This window comes from Ammonicoccus luteus, assembly GCF_050880385.1.
Lineage (GTDB): Bacteria > Actinomycetota > Actinomycetes > Propionibacteriales > Propionibacteriaceae > Enemella.
The window spans coordinates 64173-86640 of record NZ_JBNZCI010000005.1; the positions used below are offsets into that span (position 1 = coordinate 64173).

Below are 22468 nucleotides of genomic sequence, written 5' to 3' on the forward strand. Positions count from 1 at the left end.
GATGACAGACCAGCGCGTCGCAGTGCGCGCGAGCCACCTGCACAAGGTTTTCTCCCCGGACGAGGCCCGGATCGGTGCCCAGCTCGCACGCGGGGAAACGGTCGATTTCGACCGGGTCCGCGGGACCGCTGCCGTGATCGACGCGGACTTCGAGGTGCGCAAGGGCGAGTCCTTCGTCGTCATGGGACTCTCGGGTTCCGGCAAGTCGACTCTCATCCGGATGCTCAACGGGCTGAACAAACCCACCGCAGGCACGGTCGAGATCAACGGCACGAACCTGACGGACGCCTCGCCCCAGGACGTGCGGCGCATTCGTCGCGACCAGATCTCGATGGTCTTCCAGCACTTCGCGCTCCTTCCCCACCGGACGGTGGCAGCCAACGTGGCGTACGGCCTGGAGGTGAAGAACGCCCCGAAAGATGAACAGCACGAGCAGTCACGCCACTGGATGGAGCGGGTGGGGCTCGGCGACGTGGGCGACAAATATCCCGATGAGCTCTCCGGCGGCATGCGCCAGCGTGTGGGGCTGGCGCGGGCACTCGCCGCCGGCACCGACATCTTGTTGATGGACGAGGCGTTCTCCGCCCTGGACCCGCTGATCCGTTCGGATCTTCAGACCCAGTTGGTGGAGTTGCAGGCAGAGCTCGGCAAGACCGTGGTGTTCATCACCCACGACCTCAACGAGGCGATGAAGCTCGGCGACCGGGTGGCGGTCATGCGCAGCGGCCGGATCGTCCAGATCGGCACCGCGCCCCAGCTCATCACCGAACCCGCGGACGACTACGTGGCCCGATTCGTCGGCGACGTGGACCGCAGCCGGGTGCTCACCGCCGGCATGGTCGCCGACACGACGGCACCGCAGGTGACCGCCACTGACACGACCGGCGCCGAGCTCGCCCGCCTGATGACGGAGAGCGGCCACACCGTTGCGACAGTCCTGGGCGACCGACGGCCGCTGGGGGTCGTTCTGTTGCAGGACGCCGAGGCCGAGCCCGCGCGCACTGCACGCGACCTGATCCTGACCGAACCGACCGTGCCGCGCATCACGCCGATCGGCGACCTGTTCGGTCTCGCCGCGCACCGCCGCGGGCCGGTCGTCGTCGTCGACCGCGGGGGCGCCCTGGTCGGGTTGCTCACCCAGGACCGGCTCCTCGCAGCGATGTCCGACGAGGGCCTCCGCGATCCGGCCGCGACGTCGCGCCCCTCGACCGACACCCAGCTTCTTGGCGCCGGAGGTGCACGATGAACTTCGACCCGCTCAACCCACGGATCCGGTTCGGCCGCTGGGTCGCGGACGGGATCGACTGGCTGCAGGTGCAGCTCGGATGGCTGTTCGACGCCGTGCAGGCGGGTCTGCACGCGGTCTATCAGCTCTTCACCGACATCCTGTCGGCCCCGCCCTATTGGGTGATCATCCTCGTCTTCGCCGCGATCGCCTGGAAAGCCTCGTCCTGGCGGCTCGCCCTGTTCACGGCCATCGGCTTCTATGTGATCCGCAGCTTCGATCTGTGGCTCCACTCGATGCAGACCATCTCGCTGGTGGTCCTCGCGGTCCTGTGCGCTCTGCTGCTCGCAATCCCGCTGGGCATCTGGGCGGCCCGGTCGAACACGGTGTCCAAGATCGTCAAGCCGGTGCTCGACCTTATGCAGACGATGCCCGCCATGGTCTATCTGATCCCGGCGATCACCATCTTCGGCATCGGCCCGACCCCGGGCGCGATCGCAACCCTGATCTTCGCGATGCCGCCGGGCGTCCGGCTCACCGAGTTGGCCATCCGCCAGGTCGACAAGGAACTGGTCGAGGCGGGGCATGCCTTCGGGGACACCCCCGGCCGCATCCTCCGCCAGATCCAGTTGCCGGTCGCGCTGCCGACGATCATGGCCGGCGTCAACCAGGTGATCATGCTGGCGCTCTCCATGGTCGTGCTCGCGGGCATGGCCGGGGCAGGCGGCCTTGGCGGCGACGTCGTCGGCTCGCTCAGCTCGCTCAACGTGCCGCTCGGCATCGAGGCCGGCACCGCCGTCGTGATCATTGCGATCTTCCTCGACCGGGTGAGCGCCACCTTCGGTGAACGGCGCCGGCGCCGGCGAGCCACGCGTCGGCGCACCTCCGGCGACAAGACGACCGACAACCCGACCGCAGCCGAGCCGACCGACCAGACCACCCCGATCGATCCGACTATCACACCAGAACGGAGCAACGCATGACAACGAACGAACACGGGCTGGGGGGCCGCGGCAAGCGGGCCTCTCTCGCCGCACTCGCTCTTGCCGGCGCCCTGCTGCTGGCCGGCTGTGGCGCCTCGAACACGGGCACCGGTGCACAGCCGGGTAACGGCACCGACGGCGGCGGCACCCAGCCGACCGAGTCCGCAGCGTCCGCCTGGGCCGAGTGCAGCCCCGGCCAGCATGCCGAGGATGCGAGCGGCCTCCCCGAGGACGGCGACACGGAACTCACGGTCGGCGCGTTCAACGGCTGGGACGAGTCCTTCGCGACCGCGCACCTGCTGAAGGCCGTGCTGGAGCAGAACGGCTACACGGTCAAGGTCGACGCCTTCGAGGCCGCTCCGGCCTTCGCCGGCACCGCGCGCGGAGACATCGATGTGATTACCGACGTGTGGATGCCGGTAACGCACCCGCAGTACATCGAACAGTTCGGCGACCAGCTGACCCACCTGGGTTGCTGGTACGACAACGCCAAGCTCACCATCGCCGTCAATGACTCCTCGCCGGCCCGCACCATCGAAGACCTGGCGACGATGTCGCAGGACTACGGCGGCAAGCTCTTCGGCATCGAGGCGGGCGCCGGTCTGACCAAGCAGACGCGCGAGAAGGCGATCCCGGAATACGGCTTGGACGACTACGAGTTCGTCGTGTCCTCGACGCCCGCGATGCTCGCCCAGGTCGATCGCGCGACCAAGGCGAACGAGAACGTCGTGGTGACGCTGTGGCGTCCGCACTGGGCCTACAGCGCCTATCCGATGCGTGATCTGGAGGACCCGAAGGGCGCAATGGGTGGCGCCGAGGTGGTCTCCTCGGCCGGCAGCCAGGCGTTCGCGGAGAGCAGCCCGAAGGCGGCGCAGATCGTGAAGAACCTCGTCCTCACCGACGATGAGCTCGCCGAGCTCGAGAACTTCATGATGAGCCCCGAGCACCACGGCGGCAACGACCATGACGCGGCGGTTGCGCAGTGGCTCGAGCAGCATCCCGACTTTGCAGACCGCCTGGTCAAGGGCGAGTTGGGCAGCTGACACCTGACCGTGTGACACCAACCGCGCGACACCAACCGCGCGGAACAGGGCCGGCCCCCGAGTGTGGGTGCCGGCCCTGTCTCAATTCTGCGGGACGGAAGTCAGGCAGACATGTCACCGATCTCGAGATAGGCCTTCATCCCGGTCGCGGCGCGGGTTGGGTCGAGAGCCGAATCCAGTTGCTCGAGCGTGAAGCGGTCACCGATCAGACCCTCGGTGGGCACGCGGTCCGCCGCAATCATCGCGATCGCGATGGGGAACGTGTTGGCATAGCGAAATGATCCGTGGACGGCGAGCTCGCGGTTCTGCATCAGGGTGATCGGCAGCGCGACCTCGTCCGCCCCACGCCCGACGAGCACCACGTGCCCGGCCGGTCGGACGCCGGGAAAGCCCCGACGGATCGCGGCCGCCGATCCCGAGCATTCGATAAAGGCGTCGAAGTGGGCGGACGGGATGACGATGCCGGCCCGTGCCATGTTGAAGGTATCCGTGGCCCCCATCGCCTGCGCCCGCTGGAGCCGTTCGCCCGACAGGTCGCTGATCGCGACCTCGACAGCACCCAGAGCCTTGGCGACAGCCACCGTGATCAACCCGATGGGCCCGGCCCCGGCGACCAGCACCTTGGAGCCCGCCCCGATGTCCGCCTTGTGCAGCGCAGCGAGCGCGATCGCGGTGGGCTCGGACACCACGGCGGCAGGCACGGGCACGCCGTTCGGCACGGGGTGGGCGAAGTCCGCGGGGTGCGTCACATATTCCGCGAACACCCCGTCGCAGCCGGGTGTGCCGAGAAACGTCGCGGTCTGGCAGAGGTTGTATCGCCCTTGCCTGCACTGCGGACAATGCCGGCAGATCCGCAACGGTTCGAGGGCCACGAGCTCACCAATCCGGTCGGCGGGCACGCCTTCACCGACGGCCGCGATATGCCCGGCAGCCGTGCGGCCGAGCACCAGCGGTCCGCGCAACGGGGTGCCACGCAAACGGCCAGTGGCATACAGCTGGACGTCCGCGCCCGACACCGCGGCAGCGGCCACGCGGATCAGCACCTCTTCCGGCCCCGGCACGGGCACGTCCCGTTCTTCGACCGCAAGATTGCGGACGCCACGCAGGACGCTCGCACGCATCGTGCTCGGGATCTCCATCGGCTCCTCCTCAGTCGGAACCAGCCTAACCAGACCCGTCCCGGGCCGGGGCATCAACGCGTTCGACCACGAGCACCTGCGCCCTCCCGAGGGTCGGAGTTATCACGATCGTGGCCCGCCCGGGCCCCTTGGGGCGCAGACGTCGCCGGAGCGCCGCGGGGTCCACGTCGATGCCGCGCTTCTTGATCTCGAGCGTCCCGATCGCGTGCTCGCCCACCCAGCGCCGGAGATCCTTCTCCCGCCAGGGGAAGGAGTCACGGATCTCGAAGGTCGTCCAGAAGGGAGAGTCCACCGGCGTGTCGGTGGTCAGGTAGGCGATCTCGGGATGGACCCGCGCTGCCCCGGTCATGGCGGCGAGTGTCGGGAGCGCGCCCGAGGCGAGTACGCCCGGCTCGGGCTCGTGGAGATAGCGCTGCGGGTCGCCGACAGGAGGGTCGGGAGCCTCCGGGTCAACCCGGAGCTCGCCGCGGTTCGGAAGGAGCCGGGCAGCACGCCCGACGCGGCCGTCGGCGAGCGCCGACGACCAGATGCACGCCTCCACGAGGTCGCCATTGTGGGAGACCCACTCGGTGAGCGTGTTCGGCGGAATCAGTCGATGCGGCAAACCGGGTCCGAGCTTGAGGCACGCGCCCTCTGCGCGGGCCAGGAGGCCGGTCACGAACTCCCAAGGCGGGCTGAAATCCCCGATCTGCCACGTGCGCCCGGCTCCGGTCCTGCGTGCGGGGTCGCAGAACACGGTCCGGTCCTCGAGGTCCACCGCCGTCGCATCGGCGTGCCGAACCGTCGCCGGTCCGATGCCCTCACGGCGCTCACCGTGTCGGGCGAGGTTTGCGGCGGCCAGCACTGCGGCGGTCTCGTCCCGGTCGACTGCGACCACGTCGAGACCGACCGCAGCCATGGCCAGCGCATCCGTCCCAATGCCGCAGCCGAGGTCCAGGACCCGTCGCACTCCGGCTGCGACCATGCGCTCGGCGCGCCAGCGCGCGACGTCCGGTCGCGTGGCTTGCTCCAGCCCATCGGGGGTGAGGAACAGACGTCGCGCCGAGTCGCCGAATTTGGTGGCCGCCCGTCGACGCAGGGCCTCCTGCGCGAGCGCAGCCGCCGCGAGAGCCGGATCGAAGCGCTTCCGCAGGGCGGTTGCCGCGCTCAGAGAGCCAGGATCTGCCTGCGCGGCCGCGGCCGCCAGCGCCTGCGTACCCTCCTCCGAAACCAACCGACGCGCGACCTCCGGATCCATGACCCCCACTCTCCCAGCAGCCGGTGGAAGGCGACAGCCAGGGCTCAGCGGACCGATCACCCCGCCCGAAGGTCGCGGACCCAGCCCACCCCGGTGGCCGCGAGCAACACCAGACTCGCCGCACCGCCGGCGACGGCGACCGCCAGGGTGTCGACCGGATCAATCGGCACGCGACCCACCTGGTCCAGGACCGATAACCGACGCGACCACTCCGGCAATCGGAGAGTGTCGGCGAGCAACGCGACGACGGCCGTCCAGGCCAACAGCACCCAACCAACCGCGAGCCCGGCGGGCACGACCGTCCCGGCGAACGCGGCGAGGGACACGAGGGCGAGGATCGCGGGAAGGTACGCCCCCGCCGCCACCATCGCATCCCCCAGCGCCCCCGTCTGATCGGTGACCACGCCAGTGGTGACACCGAGACCGACCGAACCCGCCACCACCACCGCGGAGACCTGTGCCCCGATCGCGATCCACCAGGAGGCCCAGACCCGCGCCCGCGCCATCGGCGCCGCGGACAGCAGGGCCAGCCGGCCGGTCGCCTCTTCCGCCTGCAGCACCCCCAGCGCCTGGAGCCCGAACGCCCCGCCCCCCAGCGCAATCACGACGGCGGCCAGCGCGGTGACGATGTCCTCCGGCCTGCCCGTCCCGAGCAGCTGTGCGAGTCCCGGATTGGTGCGGACGAGATCCGCCATCTCTCCGGTGAGAGTGCCGATCGCAACGCCCCAGACGAGCAGGCCGAGCATCCATCCGAGAGCACCCCCACGGGTGAGCCGCCACGCCACCCCGAGGGGATGGCCCAGAAGGCGGGACCCTCGGGGCGGGCCGGGCGTGGGGGCCAGCACGCCGGAGCCGAGATCGCGTCGGGCCGCAATCAATCCGGCGGCCCCGACCAGGACCGCGCCGGTCACGGCGAATCCGGCCAGTGGCCACGGCGACGGAGTGCCCGAGAACGGCCGCACCTCCGGCAACCACCCCATCGGCGTGGCCCACGCAGCCTGGATCCCCCGGCCGTCGAGCACCGCACGCACAAGGAACATGCCAAGCGCCACCGCGAGACCGAGCCCCATCGCCGTGCGCGCAGTCCGCCCGACCTGGGCTACCACCAGCCCGAGTGCACCGAACCACCAGACGAACAGACCGAGCGACCCCGCGTACCATCCGGCACCCGCCCGGGGCAGCCCCACCAGCACCAGGCCGCCGAACGACAGCAGGGCGAAGACCGCCGCCGTCAGCGTCACGACCACCAGGCCGCCCGCCACGGGCGCGAGCCGGCCGATGCGGCCCGCGGTGAGGAGCTCGGCACGGCCGGAGTCCTCCTCGGTGCGCGTGCGCGAGATCGTGAGGTGGAGCGCGATCGGCGGCAGGAGCAGCAGCCCCATGAATCCGATCTCATAGGTGGCGATGCCCCCGAGCGTCATGAGGTCGTGCCAGCGCCCGTTGAAAGCGATGCCGGCGGGCGACGCGCCCATCGTCGCCGCATAGAGGTCACGGGCTTCCTGGGTGGGATAGAGGGAGGCGACGCCCGAGGCGATCGCTGTGACCAGCGCCGCCATCGCGCCCGCCCACATCAGCAGCCCGAGCCACCCGGTGCGCAGGTGCCCTCGGACCACGACCCAGGTCCCGGTCATGCCGCCGCCTCCGCATCTTGGCCCTTCTCGTCCACATAGTGCTCCAGGAACAATTCGTCCAGCGACGGGGGCCGCACCACCACGTGGACCGGCCGGGCCTGCGCGACGACGGTGAGTGCGTCCGGAAGGGCGGCGGGGTGGATGGTGAAGGTGGTGCGTACGCCGGTTGCGAGCGCCCGGGTGGTCACACTGCCGGCGCCGGGCGGCGCGGGGAACGGCGCCGGTGTGGTGACGTCGATGGTGGAACTCGTGTGGGCGCGGAGATCGGCGAGTGTGCCCGTGCTGACCGTCCGGCCACCGCGGATGATCGTGACCCGGTCACAGAGCGCCTCGACCTCGTCGAGGATGTGGCTGGAGAGCAGGACGGTGGCACCGTCATCCCGGGCGCGGCGCACCTCCGCCACGAACACCGATTCCATCACCGGGTCGAGTCCCGAGGTGGGTTCGTCCAGGAGCAGGAGCGGCGCGCGGGTGGCCAGCGCCGCGACCAGGGCGACCTTCTGACGGTTGCCCTTGGAATAGCTGCGGGCGCGCTTGGTCGGGTCTAGCTCGAATGCGTCGATCAGTTCGTCACGCCGGCGCCGGTCCTGTCGCCCGGAGAACCGGCCGATGAGGTCGATGCACTCCCCGCCGGTCAGGCCGGGCCAGAGAGCGGTGTCGCCCGGGACGTAGGCCAACTGCGCGTGAATCGCCACTGCGTCCCGGCGGGGATGCCGCCCGAACACGGACAGCGAGCCGGCATCGAGCCGCAGTTGCCCGAGGATCGCCCGGATCGTCGTGGACTTGCCCGCGCCATTGGAGCCCAGGAAGCCATGGGATTCCCCCTTTTCGACCGTCAGGTCGAGCCCATCCAGGGCCCGGGCGCGCCCGAACCGCTTGACCAGTCCTCGCGCTGCGACAACTTGGGATTCACTTTCTTTTGAGAGTGACTGTCTCATGACAGTGACTATAACAGCTAAGGTGAGAGTCACTGTCAGAAATGAGGGATCCATGGCCGAATCGCTCCGGGACCGCAAGAAGGCCGCAACGATGCGACACGTCCAACTGGTTGCGATCGACCTGTTCGAGGAACGCGGTTTCAACGCGGTGCGGGTGGAGGAGATCGCGGCGGCGGCGGACGTCTCGCCGAGCACGGTCTATCGCTATTTCGGCACCAAGGAGGGGCTCGTCATCCACGACGAGCACGACGATCTGCTCTTCGAGGCCGTCGAGGAGGCACTGGCCGAACACTCCCTCCAGGAGGTCGCCGACCAAGCGCTGGCATTGATCGACCACGACCACTTCCGCCGCGATGCCGAGTTGACGCTTCGCCGCACGAAGTTGTGGTTCGACGTTCCCACCGTCCGAGCCGCAGCGCTGGTGTCGGTGGATCGCTGGGTGGACGACCTCACGGGCATGGTGCTGGCGTCTCCACACCACGACTATGCGCCGGACGAAGCACGAATCCGCGTGGCGAGCCTTCTATGGGGCCTGATCGCAGCCATCGAATGCTGGTATCGGGCGGGCGCCGAGGGCTCGCTCGGCGACTATCTCCGCGCGCGGCTGACACTGGTGAGCCCGGCGACCGCGGGCTGAGCCGCGACCACGGGTGCTGGCGGGCTTGGCATGGTGGTGGCCATGGACGACGCCCGCCGCCGCCCTCGCGCGCTCGCTGCCCTGACCGCTTCGCTCACGCTCGTGTTCCTGACTGCCTGCACGACCCTGTCCGGGATCTCACCGTCACCCCGCACCTCACCGGGGATCAATGAGGTCGCCCGGCAGGGGGCGCTCAGCTCGCACACCGCGTCGCTGAACGAGTTGGACCGCACGTGGCTGACCTATGTCCCGGCGCGGCTCGACGGGCCGGCCGCGGTGATCGTGCTGTTCCACGGGTCCGGCGACACCGCGCAGGGCATCCGCGCTTGGGTGGGGTCATATTTCGAGCGGATCGCCGACGAGAACGGGGTGATCATCGCCTATCCGGATGGTTATGAGCACAACTGGAACGAGTGCCGTCGAGAGGGCCGCTGGGCGGCCAAGGAGCGGGAACTGGACGACGTCGGGTTCGCCCGGACCATCATCGATCGGCTGGAGGGCGACCTGGGCCGCGGGGCAATCGACAGGGAGCGAGTGTTCGCCGCGGGCTATTCCAGTGGCGGGCACATGGCGATGCGCCTGGGGCGCGAAGCCGATGATCTCGTCAGCGCCATCACGATCGTGGCGGCGAATCCGCCCGCTCCCCACAACCAGAGCTGTGACGACCAGAACTCCCCCATGCCGGCCCTCTTCATTCAGGGGATGCAGGATAGCGTTAACCCCTTTGAGGGCGGGGAGGTGCGGGTCTTCGGCCCGGGCGGGAGCCGGGGCGAGGTGATGTCGGCTGAGGCGGGCGCGCAGTGGTACGCGGATGTCAACCACGCCGGCCCGCCCACGCCCATCGCCGGCCCGGACCGCGTGCACATCACCGAGTGGGCCGGCGAGCATCCAGTCCGTCTGGTTGCCGTCGAGAACGAGACCCACAACTTCCCGTTGAGCAGTTTCCACGGGCCCAATGCCATGTGGGAATTCCTGGCGCAGATCAACGCACCCATCGGGTCGCGCTGACAGCACTGCCGCCTCGCGCGGGGACCGCTTGGCTCAGACGAGCACCCGTGACACGGGCAGCCCGGATTCCGCGCCGAACTCCAGTCCCGACTCGGACCGCCCGGCTTTCATCAACTCGGCCCCGAGCACCGCGATCATCGCTCCGTTGTCGGTGCACAGTCCGGGACGGGGACGCCGGAGCGTGATGCCGTGCTCGGCACACCGCTCCCTCAGCAGCCCACGCAGCCGGGAGTTCGCTGCGACACCCCCACCGAGCAGCAGTGTCGGGATCCCGTGCTCACGACATGCATCGACGGCCTTCGCCGACAGCACATCGCACACGGCCTCCTGGAACGAGGCGCAGACGTCGGCGACCGGAATGTCGCGGCCTGCCAACTCGGCGGTCTCGACCCACCGCGCGACCGCGGTCTTGAGCCCGGAGAACGAGAAGTCGAAGCGGTGTTTCTCGAGGTCGTGGCGCGCGGTCAGGCCGCGCGGGAACCTGATGGCCTTCGGGTCCCCGTCGGCTGCGAGCCGGTCGATGATCGGGCCGCCCGGATAGCCGAGTCCGAGCAGACGCGCCACCTTGTCGTAGGCCTCTCCCGCAGCATCGTCGATCGTCGCACCCAACTCGGTGATGCCACCCGCATCGGTCAGATGGTCGACCTTCAGCAGCGAGGTGTGCCCACCGGAGACCAGCAGCGCGATCGCCGGCACCGGCAGTTCGCCGGCTTCCAGCAGATCCACCGCCACGTGGGCGGCCAAGTGGTTCACGCCATAGAGCGGCTTGTCCAGCGCAAGCGCCAGCGCCTTCGCGGCCGAGACGCCGACCACGAGTGCGCCCATCAACCCGGGACCGGCCGTCACGGCGATCGCGTCGATGTCGTCGAGTCTGACATCGGCGGCCGCGCAGGCGCGCTCGAGGGTGGGGACCATGGCCTCCAGATGGGCGCGGCTGGCGACCTCGGGCACCACACCGCCGAATCGCGCGTGCTGGTCGACCGACGACGCGACGTCGTTGGCCAGCAACTCGCGCCCCCGCACGAGGGCGACCCCGGTCTCGTCACACGAGGACTCGATCCCGAGGATCAACGGTTCACTCATCGTCCGCCTCCAGTTCCAACCGCATGATCACCGCGTCGATCCCGGCACCGTAATAGTTGGTCCGGCGCGCGATCTCCTCGAACCCGTTCGCGCCATAGAGAGCGAGTGCGGGCGCGTTGTCGTGGCGCACCTCCAACAACATCTCCTCGCACTCCACCTCCCGGGCGGCGGTGATCCCGGCCACGAGCAGGGCCCGGCCCAGTCCGGCGCCGCGCGCGTCGGACGCCACGATGATGCGGTTCAGTTCGGCGACCCCGCCGACATGCTGAACGCTCGCCACACCCGTCACCGCATCGCTGCCCTCGACCAGCACGATCCGGTTGTCGGCCTCGAGCTCGCTTGCCCACGACGCCCGGCTCCAGCGTTCGCGTGGCGGGAAGCCGCTGTGCTCCAGCGCCAGGATCGGGTTGAGGTCGTCCGGTTGCGCGGGCCTCATGCGCGGGGCCTCTTGATGCGTCGCACGGGGGTGCGCGCCAAGGCGGACTTGCGCCGCGTCGGCTCCGCGGCATCGGGTCGCCGCAGATAGAGGGGTTGGCTTCCGGCGGACGGCAGTGCGGTGCCCAGGGCGGCCAGGAGGCCCGCATCCACCGTCTCGTCCCCGGGGCCGGGTTGGGCGTGGGCGGGGAGGCGATCGGCGTACGCGGCCACGCCGGGACCGACCACCGGCAGGGGTGGCAGGTCCTCCGGGGCCGTCACGTGGGGGCCGTCGATCCTCTGTGCGAGGGGCGTGCCCACCACATAGCGGGCCCAATAGAGCTCCTTGCGCCGGGCATCCGTAGCCACGACGAACTCGGCGGGACCGGTGGTCGCGGCGGCAATCACGTCGAGGCTGCAGACGCCGTGCAACGGGATCCCGCGGACAGAGGCCAGCGTCTGCGCCGCGACGATGCCGACACGCAGTCCGGTGAAGGGACCGGGCCCGAGCCCGACGCAGATGAGATCCACGTCCGCGAGCCCGGCCCCGGCGTCGGTCAGTGCCGCCCGCGTCAGCGGAATGAGCTGTTCGACGTGCTGCCGGGTGTCGGCGACGTGTCGACGGGAGAGGATCTCACCGTCGCGGGCGACGCCGACGCGCACGTCGGTCGACGTGTCGATGCCGAGGACGAGGGTCACTGCTCGGTTCCTTCCAAGGGCACGAGACGGACGCCCGCCCAGCGCTCCCCCACCGGCCGCAGGATCACGAGCCTGCTCTCGTCGGCGGGGTTCTCGCTGCGGCGGATGTCGATCTCCAAGCGGTGATCGACCAGCTGCTCGGCCAGTCCGGCGCCCCATTCGATGACTGTGACGCTGCGGTCGAGGTCGTGATCGAGGTCGATGTCGTCGACCTCGTCGGAATCGGCGAGGCGATAGGCGTCGACGTGCACCAGGTCGGGCGCGCCGTCGGCGCCGGGGTGGATGCGGGACAGGACGAACGTCGGCGACGTGACGGGCTCGTCGACGCCCAGCCCCGCACCGATGCCCTGGGTGAGGGTCGTCTTGCCGGCCCCCAAATCGCCGGTGGCGATCACGAGATCGCCGGCCCGAAGCAGCCCGGCCAGGTGACGCCCGAGCGCGCGCATGGCCTCCGCGGTGGGCACGGCCAGCAGGTCGGGCAAGCGGCGACACAGCACCGGAACCTCGCCGCGATAGCCGAGCGACCGCAGCCGGTCCACGGTCAGCGGGCCCCGGGCATTGGCTTCGATCACCGGAATGTCTGCTGTGGTCGGATGCTGGGAGAGCGCCGCTTCCTCGGCGGCGATCTCCTCGACCGCACCGATCAGTGCGTCCTCGAACGCCTGATCGCGCATGCCGGTGTCGATGACCGGTCCGAGGAGTCGCACGCCGTGGTCGGTGGCCAGCCACCCGGCCGCAGCCACCAGTTGCTCGGCGAACTTCACGCCGACCCAGCGCGACTCCGCCGCCGGCCGCTCCCCCAGCAGGGCAGTGACCGACGGCAGGTCCTCGGGACCGAGCTCGACGAGTTCCGGCTCCGCCACGACGTCAGTCCCGCGGGCCACGCCGGTGGAAGGAACGCCCGCCGCGGCCACCACGACCGCCGCGCTCGTTGTCCCAGGAGTCCCGACCCCAGCCCTTCTTGCGGGGCCCGCGCTTGCGGACCGGGCGCGGGGGCGCGATGAGCGCCTGATAGGTCTCCTCGGCGATCGGCTCGCCTTCCGGGAGACGGGCACCGGTCAGGTCGCTCAGCAGGGCATCGCCCGGACGGACCTGAACCGGCTCGACCTTGACCCCGGCCTGGCCGGTGAGGCGGCGCATCAGCTTGCGCTGGTGCGGCAGCGTGATCGTCGCGACATGACCCTCCTGCCCGGCGCGCGCCGTGCGGCCCGCGCGGTGGAGATAGTCCTTCGGGCCCATCGGCGGATCGACCTGGAGGACCATCGAGACCTCGTCGACGTGGATGCCGCGCGCGGCGACATCGGTCGCGACGAGGACCGGGACCGTGCCCTCCTTGAACGCCTTGAGGATGCGGGCACGGGCGCCCTGAGTCAGGCCACCGTGCAACGCGCCCGCCATCACCCCGGCCTCCCGCAACTGATCCGCGACGCGATCAGCACCGCGCTGAGTGCGGACGAACACGACCGTGCGGCCCTCGCGGTTGGCGATAGCGGCAGTGGCGGCGTTCTTGTCGTGGGGCAGGACGTGCAGCAGGTGGTGGTGCATGGTCGTGACGGAGGCCTTGGCCTCATCGACCTGATGGGTGACGGGATCGGTCAGGTATTTCTCCACCAACCGGTCCACCCCGCGGTCCAACGTGGCAGAGAACAGCAGTCGCTGGCCGCCAACGGGGATCGCATCGAGAATCGTGGTCACCTCGGTCATGAACCCGAGATCTGCCATGTGGTCGGCCTCGTCCAGCACCGCGACCTGAACCTGCGACAGGTCCGCGACACCCTGCTCCATGAGGTCGATGAGCCGGCCGGGGGTGGCCACCACGACATCCACGCCACGGTCGAATGCCTTGATCTGGGGGCCGAACGCCATGCCGCCGGCCACGAGCGTCGTGCTCAGACCGATGACCTTGGCCAGCGGCGCCAGCACGTCCGCGACCTGAAGGGCGAGTTCCCGGGTGGGCACGAGCACGACGCCGCCCGGGGCGCCGCTCGGGGCGGCCTCGCCGTTCGCGAGCCGGGCCAACATCGGCAGACCGAAGCCCAGGGTCTTGCCCGAGCCGGTGCGGCCGCGGCCCAGCACGTCCTTGCCGGCCAGCGCATCCGGGATGGTGGCGGCCTGGATCGGGAACGGGGTGGTGATCCCCTGCTGCTCGAGCGCGGCCACAAGGGCCTTGGGCACACCCAGTTCCGCGAAGCCGGCGTCGTCGGCCACCGCATCGGCGTCCACGTCCACCAGCTCGGTCGCGGTCCAGCTCATCTGGTCGGATGAAGCGCTGTCGAATTCGTCGCGGTCCTGCTCGGGGCGGCCGAACCCGCGGCGCTCTCCGCGATCACGGTCGAATCCACCGCCTCGGCGCTCGTCCCGCCCACGGAATGATCCCCGGTCATCCCGACCCCGATAATCGTCGCGGTCACCACGGAAGCCGCGATCATCGGACCGCTCGGTGCGAAAGCCACGGTCGTCGCGATCTCGCCGTTCCTCGCGCCGGCGGTCGCGGACCTCCCAGGACGGGTTGTGCCGCGGTCGGTTGTCCGGGCCGCGGTGTTCACGACGCTCCTCGCCGCGGAAGCGGCGGTCGTCACGGTCGCCACGGTCCTCCCAGCGATCGCGTCGCTCGAAGTCTCGTCGGCCGCGGTCACCCCGGTTGCGATCGTCCCGGTTGCGATCGTCCCGGTTGCGATCGTCACGGTCCTGCCAGCGGGACTCGCGCCGGACGCCGCGGTCCTCCCAGCGGCCTCCGCGGGAGTCGCCCCGCCCGCCCGAGCGGTCGTCGCGCCGGTCATTGCTCGATCGATTGTCGTCCCAGCGCCGGCCGCGGTCGCCCCGCGGCGCCTCGCGCCAGTCCCGGCCACCACGGTCGTCGCGGCTGCGTTCGTCACGGGCGCGGTCACCGCGACGCTGGTCACGGTCGTTCCCCTCGAAGCGATCGCGCTCGAACCGGTCACCCCGGTCGAACCGGTCGCTGCGCTGGCCGCGGAAGCCCTCGCCGTCCCGCTCGTTGCGCGGACGCCCACCGCTCTTGCGCGGAGGCAGACCTTTGGCGGCGCGCTCCGCCGCGCTCCAGCGCTTCTTGGGCGTACCGTCCGCCTTGAAGCTCTTCGCCTTGCCTCTGATCTTGGTCACGGGTCGTTTGGACACGTCTTCACCATCTTCTGGACCACTCGGTCCGCTGCAGGAATACGTCAGCGGCCGAGCCCATGGAAGACAGACCCGCATCAAGGTCGGTCGTGGCGGCGGGAGCGCACGTGGCGATCCGCACCATCATTGAAGAGTGGGCTTGGGAGACGATCCCCAGGGCCCCCGGTCGAACCGGGCTGACCCAACTTCCCGCACTGCGCTGCGCAGAGGGGTGTCGTATTGAGACAGAGCGAGTTTACCAGCGCTATGACGGGTGACAGAAATCCTGTGCCGCATGACGGATTCTCCAACGTCAGGGGCGATTTCGCGCCCGAACGTTCACCCTGCGTTCAGTCACAGGTCGGCACGCCGACCCCCAACGTCCTCGAAGTGGCGGTTACGTTGGAGAGGTGCGGGTAGCGATTGTCACAGAGTCGTTCCTCCCCCAGGTCAACGGAGTCACGCATTCAGTCATGCGGATCCTGGAACACCTGCGGGACAACGGCCACGAAGCCATGGTTATCGCTCCGGCGACCGCTGGGTTGCCGGAGGAGTACGCGGGCTTTCCGGTCATCGGCGTCCTCTCGGTCGCACTCCCCGGCTATGCCGAAGTGCGGGTCGCCACGACACCGCAGTGGCGCTTCGAGCGCATCTTCACCGATTTCCGTCCCGATGTCGTGCATCTGGCGGCCCCGATCGGCATGGGCCATCAGGCGGCCCTCGCCTGCCAGCGCCTCGGCCTGCCGAGCGTCGCCATCTATCAGACCGATGTGCCGTCCTATGCGTCGCGCTATGGCCTGCCCGCCGTCGAGCCGCTCCTGTGGAAGTGGTTCCGGACCGTGCACGAGCTGGCGACCATGACACTGGCCCCGTCGACCTATGCGCGGCAGCAGTTGCTGTCGGCAGGCGTACGCCGGGTGGGCCTGTGGGGACGGGGCGTGGATTCCGCCCGTTTCCACCCGTCGAAGCGGGACGAGGCCCTGCGTCGTGAGCTCGCGCCGAACGGCGAGAAGCTCATCGGCTATGTCGGGCGTCTCGCGCCGGAGAAGCAGGTGGAGGACCTCGAGGTGTTGGCGGACCTGCCCGGCACCCGCACCGTGGTCGTGGGCAAGGGGCCCAAGGCGGACGAATTGCGCCAGATCCTTCCCCACGCCGTCTTCGTGGGCCAACTCACCGGAGACGAACTGCCGCGGATGCTGGCCTCGATGGATCTCTTCGTGGCGCCGGGCGAACTCGAGACCTTCTGTCAGACCATCCAGGAGGCTCAGGCCTCGGGTGTGCCACCGATCGCCCCCGCACGCGGTGGACCCATCGACCTCATCGACGCATCCCACACCGGCTGGCTCTATGCGCCCGGCGACCTGGCCGGCATGCGGGGACACGTGCGGGACCTGCTGGGTGATGACTTCAAGCGCGCGGAGTTCGGCCGCAAGGCTCGGGAAGCCGTCGAGAACCGCACGTGGGAGACGACCTGCGAGCAGTTGCTGGGCCATTACCAAGAAGCGATCTTGGCCCACCGCCGACTGGCCCGCGTGGCCTGACTGCCTCCGGACTAGGACCTTTTCGCCCTCGGGCGGTGCAGACGCCCGCGGTCTGACCGCAGTGTCACGATGCGGTTGCGATGCCCTATTCAGTGCCCCCTAGTGCCCTTCCCCAGCAGATCCATGGATATGTTGCCCGCATAGGATCACTAGGAAGTGAGCTCAACCATGCACCCTGAGCGTGACCACCGACGGTCAAGACGCCGCGTTGGGGCAGGTCTGCTCGCCGCCTCGTTCTTGGCAGTCGCTGCATTGAGCGGCTGCGCAAGCGACGACGGCGGCGCCCCCACGCTGACTTGGTACATCAACCCCGACGATGGCGGCCAAGCCGAGATCGCCAAGCGCTGCACCGAGGCATCGGGCGGCCGCTATGCGATCTCCACCTCTCTCTTGCCCCGAGATGCTTCGTCCCAGCGCGAGCAGCTCGCCCGGCGTCTCGCAGCCGGCGACTCCTCGATGGACATCATGAGCCTGGACCCCCCGTTCGTGCCCGAGTTGGCCGAACCGGGATTCCTTGCCCCCGTTCCCCAGAACGTGATCGACGAGACGACGAAGGACGTCGTGGAGGGCGCCCTTGCCGGCGCCACCTGGAAGGACCAAGTCGTCGCAGTCCCGTTCTGGGCCAACACCCAGTTGTTGTGGTATCGGAAGTCGGTCGCCGAGAAAGCCGGCCTCGACATGACCCAGCCCGTGACCTGGGACCAGATCATGGACGCAGCCCGCGAGACGGAGACCCAACTGGGTGTCCAGGGCGTCCGCAGCGAATCCATGACTGTGTGGGTCAACGCGCTCTACGAATCCCAGGGGCAGGGCATCATCGAGAACCCGGGCGCCGGCAAGGACGAGGTGGAGCTCGGCATCGACACCCCCGCGGGTCAGGAGGCCGCTCGCATCATCGGCACGATCGGTCGCGACGGTCTGGGCGGTCCCGGTCTCAGCACCGCCGACGAGAGCGCCTCCATGGCGACCTTCCAGAGCGACAAGGGATCCTTCATGGTGAACTGGCCGTTCGTGTGGCCGGCCACGGAGTCGTCCAAACCCGAGTTGATGGACGACATCGGCTGGGCGCTCTATCCGCGGGTGACGGCCGATCAGGAGACCGCTCCGCCGCTCGGCGGCATCATGCTCGGTGTGGGCTCGGAGAGCCAGCATCCCGAGCTTGCCTATGAGGCGATCACCTGCATCGCATCGGTCGACAACCAGGCTTTCTATTTCGAGAGCAACGGCAACCCGGCCGCGAAGACCGCGGCCTATGACGATGCTGCGGTCAAGGAGAAGTTCCCGATGGCCCCGGAGATCCGCGAATCGCTGGAGATGGCCAAGCCGCGTCCGCAGACGCAGTACTACAACGAGGTCTCGACCGCTGTGCAGCAGCGCTGGACCCCGGCCGAGGCCGTCGGCGAGAACACCCCCGCGGCCACCGAGTCCTTCATCTCCGAAGTCCTCCGAGGGGAGAGATTGCTGTGACTGAGAGCGTGGAATCCCGCCCCGCACGCGCGGCGGATTCACCGGAAACCGAACGGTCCGGCGCGTTGGAGAAGCGCGGCCGTGCCGGCAAGCCCGTGAAGAGTGAACGGGCGAAGGCGGAAACCCGGCTGGGGTGGATCCTCGCCGGGCCCGCGTTCGTGCTGATGCTGCTGGTGACGATGTATCCGATCCTGCAGGCGATCTATGACTCGCTGTTCTCATTCCGACTGACCGCTCCCGGAGACCGGGAGTTCGTCGGGCTGGGCAACTACGGCGTGATCCTGACCGACTCGGTGTTCTGGTATGACCTCGGCATCACCATCCTGATCACGGTGATCACGGTGGCCGTCGAGTTGGTGCTCGGCTTCGCCCTGGCCCTGGTGATGAACAACGCGATCAAGTCCCTGCGCGGCCCGCTGCGCACCGCGATCCTGGTGCCCTACGGCACGATCACGGTCGTGTCGGCGTTCGCCTGGTTCTATGCGTTCGACATCAACACCGGCTATATCAACAACTGGTTCTCGTGGCTGCCGTTCGTGGCCGAGGACACCGCTTGGTTCGGCTCCACCGGACCGGCGTTGTTCGTCATCATGGCCTCCGAGATCTGGAAGACGACCCCGTTCATCTCGCTGCTGCTCCTGGCCGGCCTGGCCCAGGTGCCCGGGGAGCTCACCGAGGCCGCCAAGGTCGACGGCGCGACCTGGTGGGAGCGGATGTCGAAGGTCGTCCTGCCGAACATGAAGGCGGCCATCATGGTGGCCGTGCTCTTCCGTGCGCTCGACGCGTTCCGGATCTTCGACAACATCTTCATCATGACCAACGGCGCCTATGGCACCGAGACGTTGTCGTTGCTGGCCTATCGAACGTCGATCGGCCGTTTGGAGATCGGCATGGGTTCCGCCGTGTCGGTCGTGCTGTTCCTCTGCGTCATCCTGATCAGCTTCATCGCGATCAAGGGCTTCAAGGTTGACCTGGCCGGTCGAGGAGGGGGTCGGTGATGAAGGATTCCACCAAGAACAGACTCGTGTGGGGCGTCATCGCGGTCGTCGTGCTGATCTATGCGCTCGGGCCGGTGCTGTCGATCCTCGCCAACTCGTTCAAGCCGTCGTCGGAGTTCGCGGGCGGCGGGTCGTTCCTGCCCAAGGCGCCGACCCTGGAGAACTATCAGTCCATCTTCGCCGGCGACGCCAAGGACTTGTTCCTGCCGGCGCTCGTCAACTCGTTGGGCATCACGCTTATCTCCACGGCGATCGCGGTCGTGCTCGCGACCTTCGCGGCGTACGCCATCGCCCGGCTCGACTTCCCCGGGAAACGCCTGATCCTGACCTCCGCGCTGGCGGTCTCGATCTTCCCGGTGATCTCGATCGTCACCCCGTTGTTCAACCTGTGGCGTCAGATCGGGCTGTATGACACGTGGCCCGGCCTGATCATCCCCTACCTGTCGCTGACGTTGCCGATCTCGATCTATACCTTGACCGCGTTCTTCCAGCAGATCCCCTGGGACCTGGAGCGGGCCGCACAGGTCGACGGCGCAACCAACTGGCAGGCCTTCACCAAGGTGATCGTTCCGCTGGCGCTCCCGGGTGTGTTCACCACGGCGATCATCGCCTTCTTCATCGCCTGGAACGATTTCGTGTACGGCATCTCGCTGACGTCCACGTCGGCGGCCCGTCCGGTGCCGGCAGCACTCGCCTTCTTCACCGGCGCCTCGCAGTTCGAGGAACCGGCCGGCGCGATCTCCGCTGCCGCCATCATCGTCACCATTCCCGTCGTCATCATCGTGCTGCTGTTCCAGCGTCAGATCGTGTCCGGTCTGACACAGGGTGCAGTCAAGGGCTGAGCCCAGGAGGATCGAACCAACATGGCAACCATCGAATGCAAGAACCTGGTCAAGAAATACGACGACGGTTTCCCCGCGATCAACGACGTCAGCATCGACATCGCGGATGGGGAGTTCATCATCCTCGTCGGGCCGTCCGGCTGCGGGAAGTCAACGCTGCTGCGCATGATCGTCGGCCTTGAGGACATCACGTCCGGCGACCTGCTCATCGACGGCAAGCGCGTGAACGAGGTCGCCCCGCGCGACCGGAACCTGTCCATGGTGTTCCAGAACTACGCGCTCTATCCGCACCTGACCGTCTATGAGAACATCGCGTTCCCGCTGCGGCTCAACAAGAACAAGGGCGACCAGAAGGACCTGGACGCTCGGGTGCGCCGGGCCGCAGACATGCTCGACCTGAACGAGCATCTGGAGCGCAAGCCGGGCAACCTGTCCGGTGGTCAGCGGCAGCGCGTGGCGATGGGCCGGGCGATCGTCCGGGAGGCCGACGCGTTCCTGTTCGACGAGCCGCTGTCCAACCTGGACGCCAAACTGCGTGGCCAGATGCGCACGCAGATCGCCCAGTTGCAGCGCACGCTCGGCACGACCTCCGTCTATGTCACGCACGATCAGACCGAGGCAATGACGCTGGGTGACCGGGTCGCGGTGCTCAAGCGCGGTGTGCTGCAGCAGATCGCGAGCCCGCGCGAGCTCTATGAACAGCCGATCAACCTCTTCGTGGCGGGCTTCATCGGGTCTCCGGAGATGAACTTCCTGCCGGCCCATGCGGAGAACGGCAGGCTCCGCACGCCGCTCGGTGACCTGGAGGTCCCCGAGGGGCACTATCGGGCCGCCGAGGGCAAGAACATCGTGCTCCTCGGTGTCCGGCCGGAACACTTCGAGGACGCGAGGCTGGTCGACGACGGTGTGCGGGACAAGGGCACGGTCTTCCAGGCCGACCTGACCCACACCGAGTGGCTCGGCAACGAGCAGTACGGCTATATCCGCTATCAGCCCGACGAGACCGTCAAGGGCAAGCTCGACGAGCTCGCCAAGGACCTCGACGGTGACGAGATGCAGCCGCAGGTCGTCGTCGCGCTCGACTCGACCAGCCGCATCCGCGGCGGCGACTCCGCCGAGATCTGGATGGACACCCGCAAACTGCACGTGTTCGACCCCGAGACCGGCGAAAACCTGACCCGGGACGCCGAAGCCGGTGCACGGCTCACCGAGGAGGCTGCGAAGGAACGGGCCGCCGAGATCGAGCGTGCCAAGGAGAACGCGGCGCAGCACGAGCAGCGTTGATCACAGCAGATAGTCAGAACGGCCCCGGCACCTGCGTGCCGGGGCCGTTGTGCATCTGCCGCCGGAAGTGAACAGCCACTGACTAGGCTGCTGCTGACCATGCGGCAAGGGAGGCGTCATGAAAGTTGCAGTGCTCGGATCGGGCAACGGTGGGTTGGCCTGTGCATTCGAATTGGCGATGAAGGGGCGAGAGGTCGCGCTGTTCGATCTGCCCGAGTTCGGCGCGCAGATCGCGGCGGTGGCCGCTGCCGGCGGCATCACTTCGACCGGGGCCCTCGAAGGCTTCGCCCCCGTGTCCGCGAGCCATGACATCGCTGCCACCTTGGCCGGCGCCGACCTCGTGATGGTGGTCGGGCCCGCCTTCGCCACCCCGCCCATGGCCGAGGTGTGCCGCGATCATCTCCAGCCCGGCATGGCGGTCCTCGTGTGCCCGAGCTCGTGCGCCGGAGCGCTCACGTTCCGCCAGTTCGCCGGGTTGGGCCCGGACAGCGGCGTCATCGTCGGCGAGACCAGCACCCTGCCCTACGCCGTGCGCATCTCCGGTCCCGCGCAGATCAATATCTTCCACCGGCTGGACCGCGCCACCTATCTGGCGGCCACGCCGCAGACCGACACTGACGCACTGTTCGCCATGGTCGAGGACGTCTGGCCGCTCGAGAAGGCCGACTCGGTCCTCCAGACGACACTGCAGAACGGCAACCCCGTCATCCATCCCGCGGTCAGCCTCCTCAACGCCGGCCCGATCGATCGGGGCGGTGACTTCCTGTTCTATGAAGAGGGCGTGACCGAGGGCGTGGGCCGTCTGATCGAAGCGGTCGACCGCGAGCGGCTTGCCATCGCGGCGGCCCTGGAGGTGCCCGTGCTGTCGGAGCCGGCGCTCGGGGTGCGTCAGGGATATATGTCCCTCGAGAACTATTCGACCGGCTATTCCACAGCGCCGGGCTTTCTCGGCATCGGAGCCCAGGGCCAACTCGATCACCGCTATCTGACCGAGGACGTCGGCTACGGTCTCGTCTTCCTCACGGATCTGGCGGTGCGTCTGGGCGTCCCGACACCCGTGATGGATGCCGTCATCCAGATCACCGACGTGGTTCTCGGGCGTGATTTCCGCGCCGAGCAGGCGAGGACGCTCGAGTCCCTCGGGCTCGGCGACCTCAGCGCAGCAGAGCTGCGGGCGCTCTGAAC

The 22468-nt window shown here is 68.7% G+C and carries 19 protein-coding genes and 1 pseudogene; 11 read left to right on the plus strand and 9 right to left on the minus strand.

What is annotated here, in order from left to right:
- Position 1: 1 nt before the first annotated feature.
- The 3 genes and pseudogenes from ACQ260_RS12430 (at position 2) to ACQ260_RS12440 (ending at position 3251) form a co-directional block, all read left to right on the plus strand.
- Entirely contained in the window at positions 2-1246 is a 1245-nt protein-coding gene (locus ACQ260_RS12430) for a quaternary amine ABC transporter ATP-binding protein (RefSeq protein ID WP_432559772.1), read from the plus strand.
- A pseudogene (locus ACQ260_RS12435) lies at positions 1243-2100 on the plus strand (ABC transporter permease); the annotation flags it as partial. The gene ACQ260_RS12430 and the pseudogene ACQ260_RS12435, both read left to right, overlap by 4 nt.
- A gap of 104 nt (positions 2101-2204) precedes the next feature.
- Positions 2205-3251 (plus strand): glycine betaine ABC transporter substrate-binding protein, encoded by a 1047-nt coding sequence (locus ACQ260_RS12440; RefSeq protein WP_432559773.1) that lies wholly within the window; start codon positions 2205-2207, stop codon positions 3249-3251.
- A 101-nt stretch (positions 3252-3352) separates the two neighbouring features.
- Here ACQ260_RS12440 and ACQ260_RS12445 read toward each other — a convergent pair whose 3' ends face one another.
- From ACQ260_RS12445 to ACQ260_RS12460, 4 genes are read right to left on the minus strand one after another with little or no spacing between them, the layout of a single operon-like run.
- Positions 3353-4390: an alcohol dehydrogenase catalytic domain-containing protein gene (locus ACQ260_RS12445; RefSeq protein ID WP_432559774.1), complete on the minus strand. Its 1038-nt coding sequence runs from the start codon at positions 4388-4390 to the stop codon at positions 3353-3355.
- Between the two features lie 25 nt (positions 4391-4415).
- Complete coding sequence (locus ACQ260_RS12450; RefSeq protein WP_432559775.1) at positions 4416-5627, minus strand: class I SAM-dependent methyltransferase; 1212 nt, start codon at positions 5625-5627, stop codon at positions 4416-4418.
- Between the two features lie 56 nt (positions 5628-5683).
- Entirely contained in the window at positions 5684-7258 is a 1575-nt protein-coding gene (locus ACQ260_RS12455; protein ID WP_432559776.1) for an ABC transporter permease, read from the minus strand.
- The gene (locus ACQ260_RS12460) at positions 7255-8196 is read right to left on the minus strand and encodes an ABC transporter ATP-binding protein (RefSeq protein WP_432559777.1); all 942 of its coding nucleotides are present in this window, start codon (positions 8194-8196) and stop codon (positions 7255-7257) included. Before ACQ260_RS12460 ends, ACQ260_RS12455 begins: the two co-directional genes overlap by 4 nt.
- 52 nt (positions 8197-8248) lie before the next feature.
- On the opposite strand from ACQ260_RS12460, the gene ACQ260_RS12465 reads away from it, so the two are divergent.
- Positions 8249-8833, plus strand: a complete 585-nt coding sequence (locus ACQ260_RS12465; protein WP_432559778.1) for a TetR/AcrR family transcriptional regulator — start codon at positions 8249-8251, stop codon at positions 8831-8833.
- 42 nt (positions 8834-8875) lie between these two features.
- Positions 8876-9841, plus strand: coding sequence for a CE1 family esterase (locus tag ACQ260_RS12470; protein ID WP_432559779.1), 966 nt, complete (start codon positions 8876-8878; stop codon positions 9839-9841).
- Positions 9842-9874: 33 nt separating this feature from the next.
- Here ACQ260_RS12470 and tsaD read toward each other — a convergent pair whose 3' ends face one another.
- The 5 genes from tsaD to ACQ260_RS12495 are packed head-to-tail and all read right to left on the minus strand — an operon-like array spanning position 9875 to position 15172.
- Positions 9875-10924: a tRNA (adenosine(37)-N6)-threonylcarbamoyltransferase complex transferase subunit TsaD gene (tsaD, locus tag ACQ260_RS12475; protein WP_432559780.1), complete on the minus strand. Its 1050-nt coding sequence runs from the start codon at positions 10922-10924 to the stop codon at positions 9875-9877.
- Positions 10917-11360 carry a GNAT family N-acetyltransferase gene (locus ACQ260_RS12480; protein WP_432559781.1) on the minus strand — a complete coding sequence of 148 codons (444 nt, stop codon included), beginning with the start codon at positions 11358-11360 and terminating at the stop codon, positions 10917-10919. Before ACQ260_RS12480 ends, tsaD begins: the two co-directional genes overlap by 8 nt.
- The gene (gene tsaB / locus ACQ260_RS12485; protein ID WP_432559782.1) at positions 11357-12037 is read right to left on the minus strand and encodes a tRNA (adenosine(37)-N6)-threonylcarbamoyltransferase complex dimerization subunit type 1 TsaB; all 681 of its coding nucleotides are present in this window, start codon (positions 12035-12037) and stop codon (positions 11357-11359) included. Before tsaB ends, ACQ260_RS12480 begins: the two co-directional genes overlap by 4 nt.
- A complete protein-coding gene (gene tsaE, locus ACQ260_RS12490; protein ID WP_432559783.1) occupies positions 12034-12921 on the minus strand; it encodes a tRNA (adenosine(37)-N6)-threonylcarbamoyltransferase complex ATPase subunit type 1 TsaE in 888 nt (295 codons plus the stop codon). The genes tsaB and tsaE overlap by 4 nt, the downstream gene beginning before the upstream one ends.
- Positions 12905-15172: a DEAD/DEAH box helicase gene (locus ACQ260_RS12495; RefSeq protein WP_432559784.1), complete on the minus strand. Its 2268-nt coding sequence runs from the start codon at positions 15170-15172 to the stop codon at positions 12905-12907. Before ACQ260_RS12495 ends, tsaE begins: the two co-directional genes overlap by 17 nt.
- 389 nt (positions 15173-15561) lie before the next feature.
- Between ACQ260_RS12495 and ACQ260_RS12500 the strand changes: the two genes are divergently transcribed.
- From ACQ260_RS12500 to ACQ260_RS12525, 6 genes are all read left to right on the plus strand, one after another.
- A complete protein-coding gene (locus ACQ260_RS12500) occupies positions 15562-16692 on the plus strand; it encodes a glycosyltransferase family 4 protein (protein ID WP_432559785.1) in 1131 nt (376 codons plus the stop codon).
- 168 nt (positions 16693-16860) lie between these two features.
- Positions 16861-18159, plus strand: coding sequence for an extracellular solute-binding protein (locus ACQ260_RS12505; RefSeq protein WP_432559786.1), 1299 nt, complete (start codon positions 16861-16863; stop codon positions 18157-18159).
- On the plus strand, positions 18156-19157 hold the full coding sequence (locus tag ACQ260_RS12510) for a carbohydrate ABC transporter permease (protein WP_432559787.1): 1002 nt from the start codon (positions 18156-18158) through the stop codon (positions 19155-19157). The genes ACQ260_RS12505 and ACQ260_RS12510 overlap by 4 nt, the downstream gene beginning before the upstream one ends.
- A complete protein-coding gene (locus ACQ260_RS12515; RefSeq protein WP_432559788.1) occupies positions 19157-19999 on the plus strand; it encodes a carbohydrate ABC transporter permease in 843 nt (280 codons plus the stop codon). Before ACQ260_RS12510 ends, ACQ260_RS12515 begins: the two co-directional genes overlap by 1 nt.
- Before the next feature lie 21 nt (positions 20000-20020).
- Positions 20021-21283: an ABC transporter ATP-binding protein gene (locus tag ACQ260_RS12520; RefSeq protein ID WP_432559789.1), complete on the plus strand. Its 1263-nt coding sequence runs from the start codon at positions 20021-20023 to the stop codon at positions 21281-21283.
- 118 nt (positions 21284-21401) lie between these two features.
- Entirely contained in the window at positions 21402-22466 is a 1065-nt protein-coding gene (locus tag ACQ260_RS12525) for an NAD/NADP octopine/nopaline dehydrogenase family protein (protein ID WP_432559790.1), read from the plus strand.
- Positions 22467-22468: the final 2 nt, after the last annotated feature.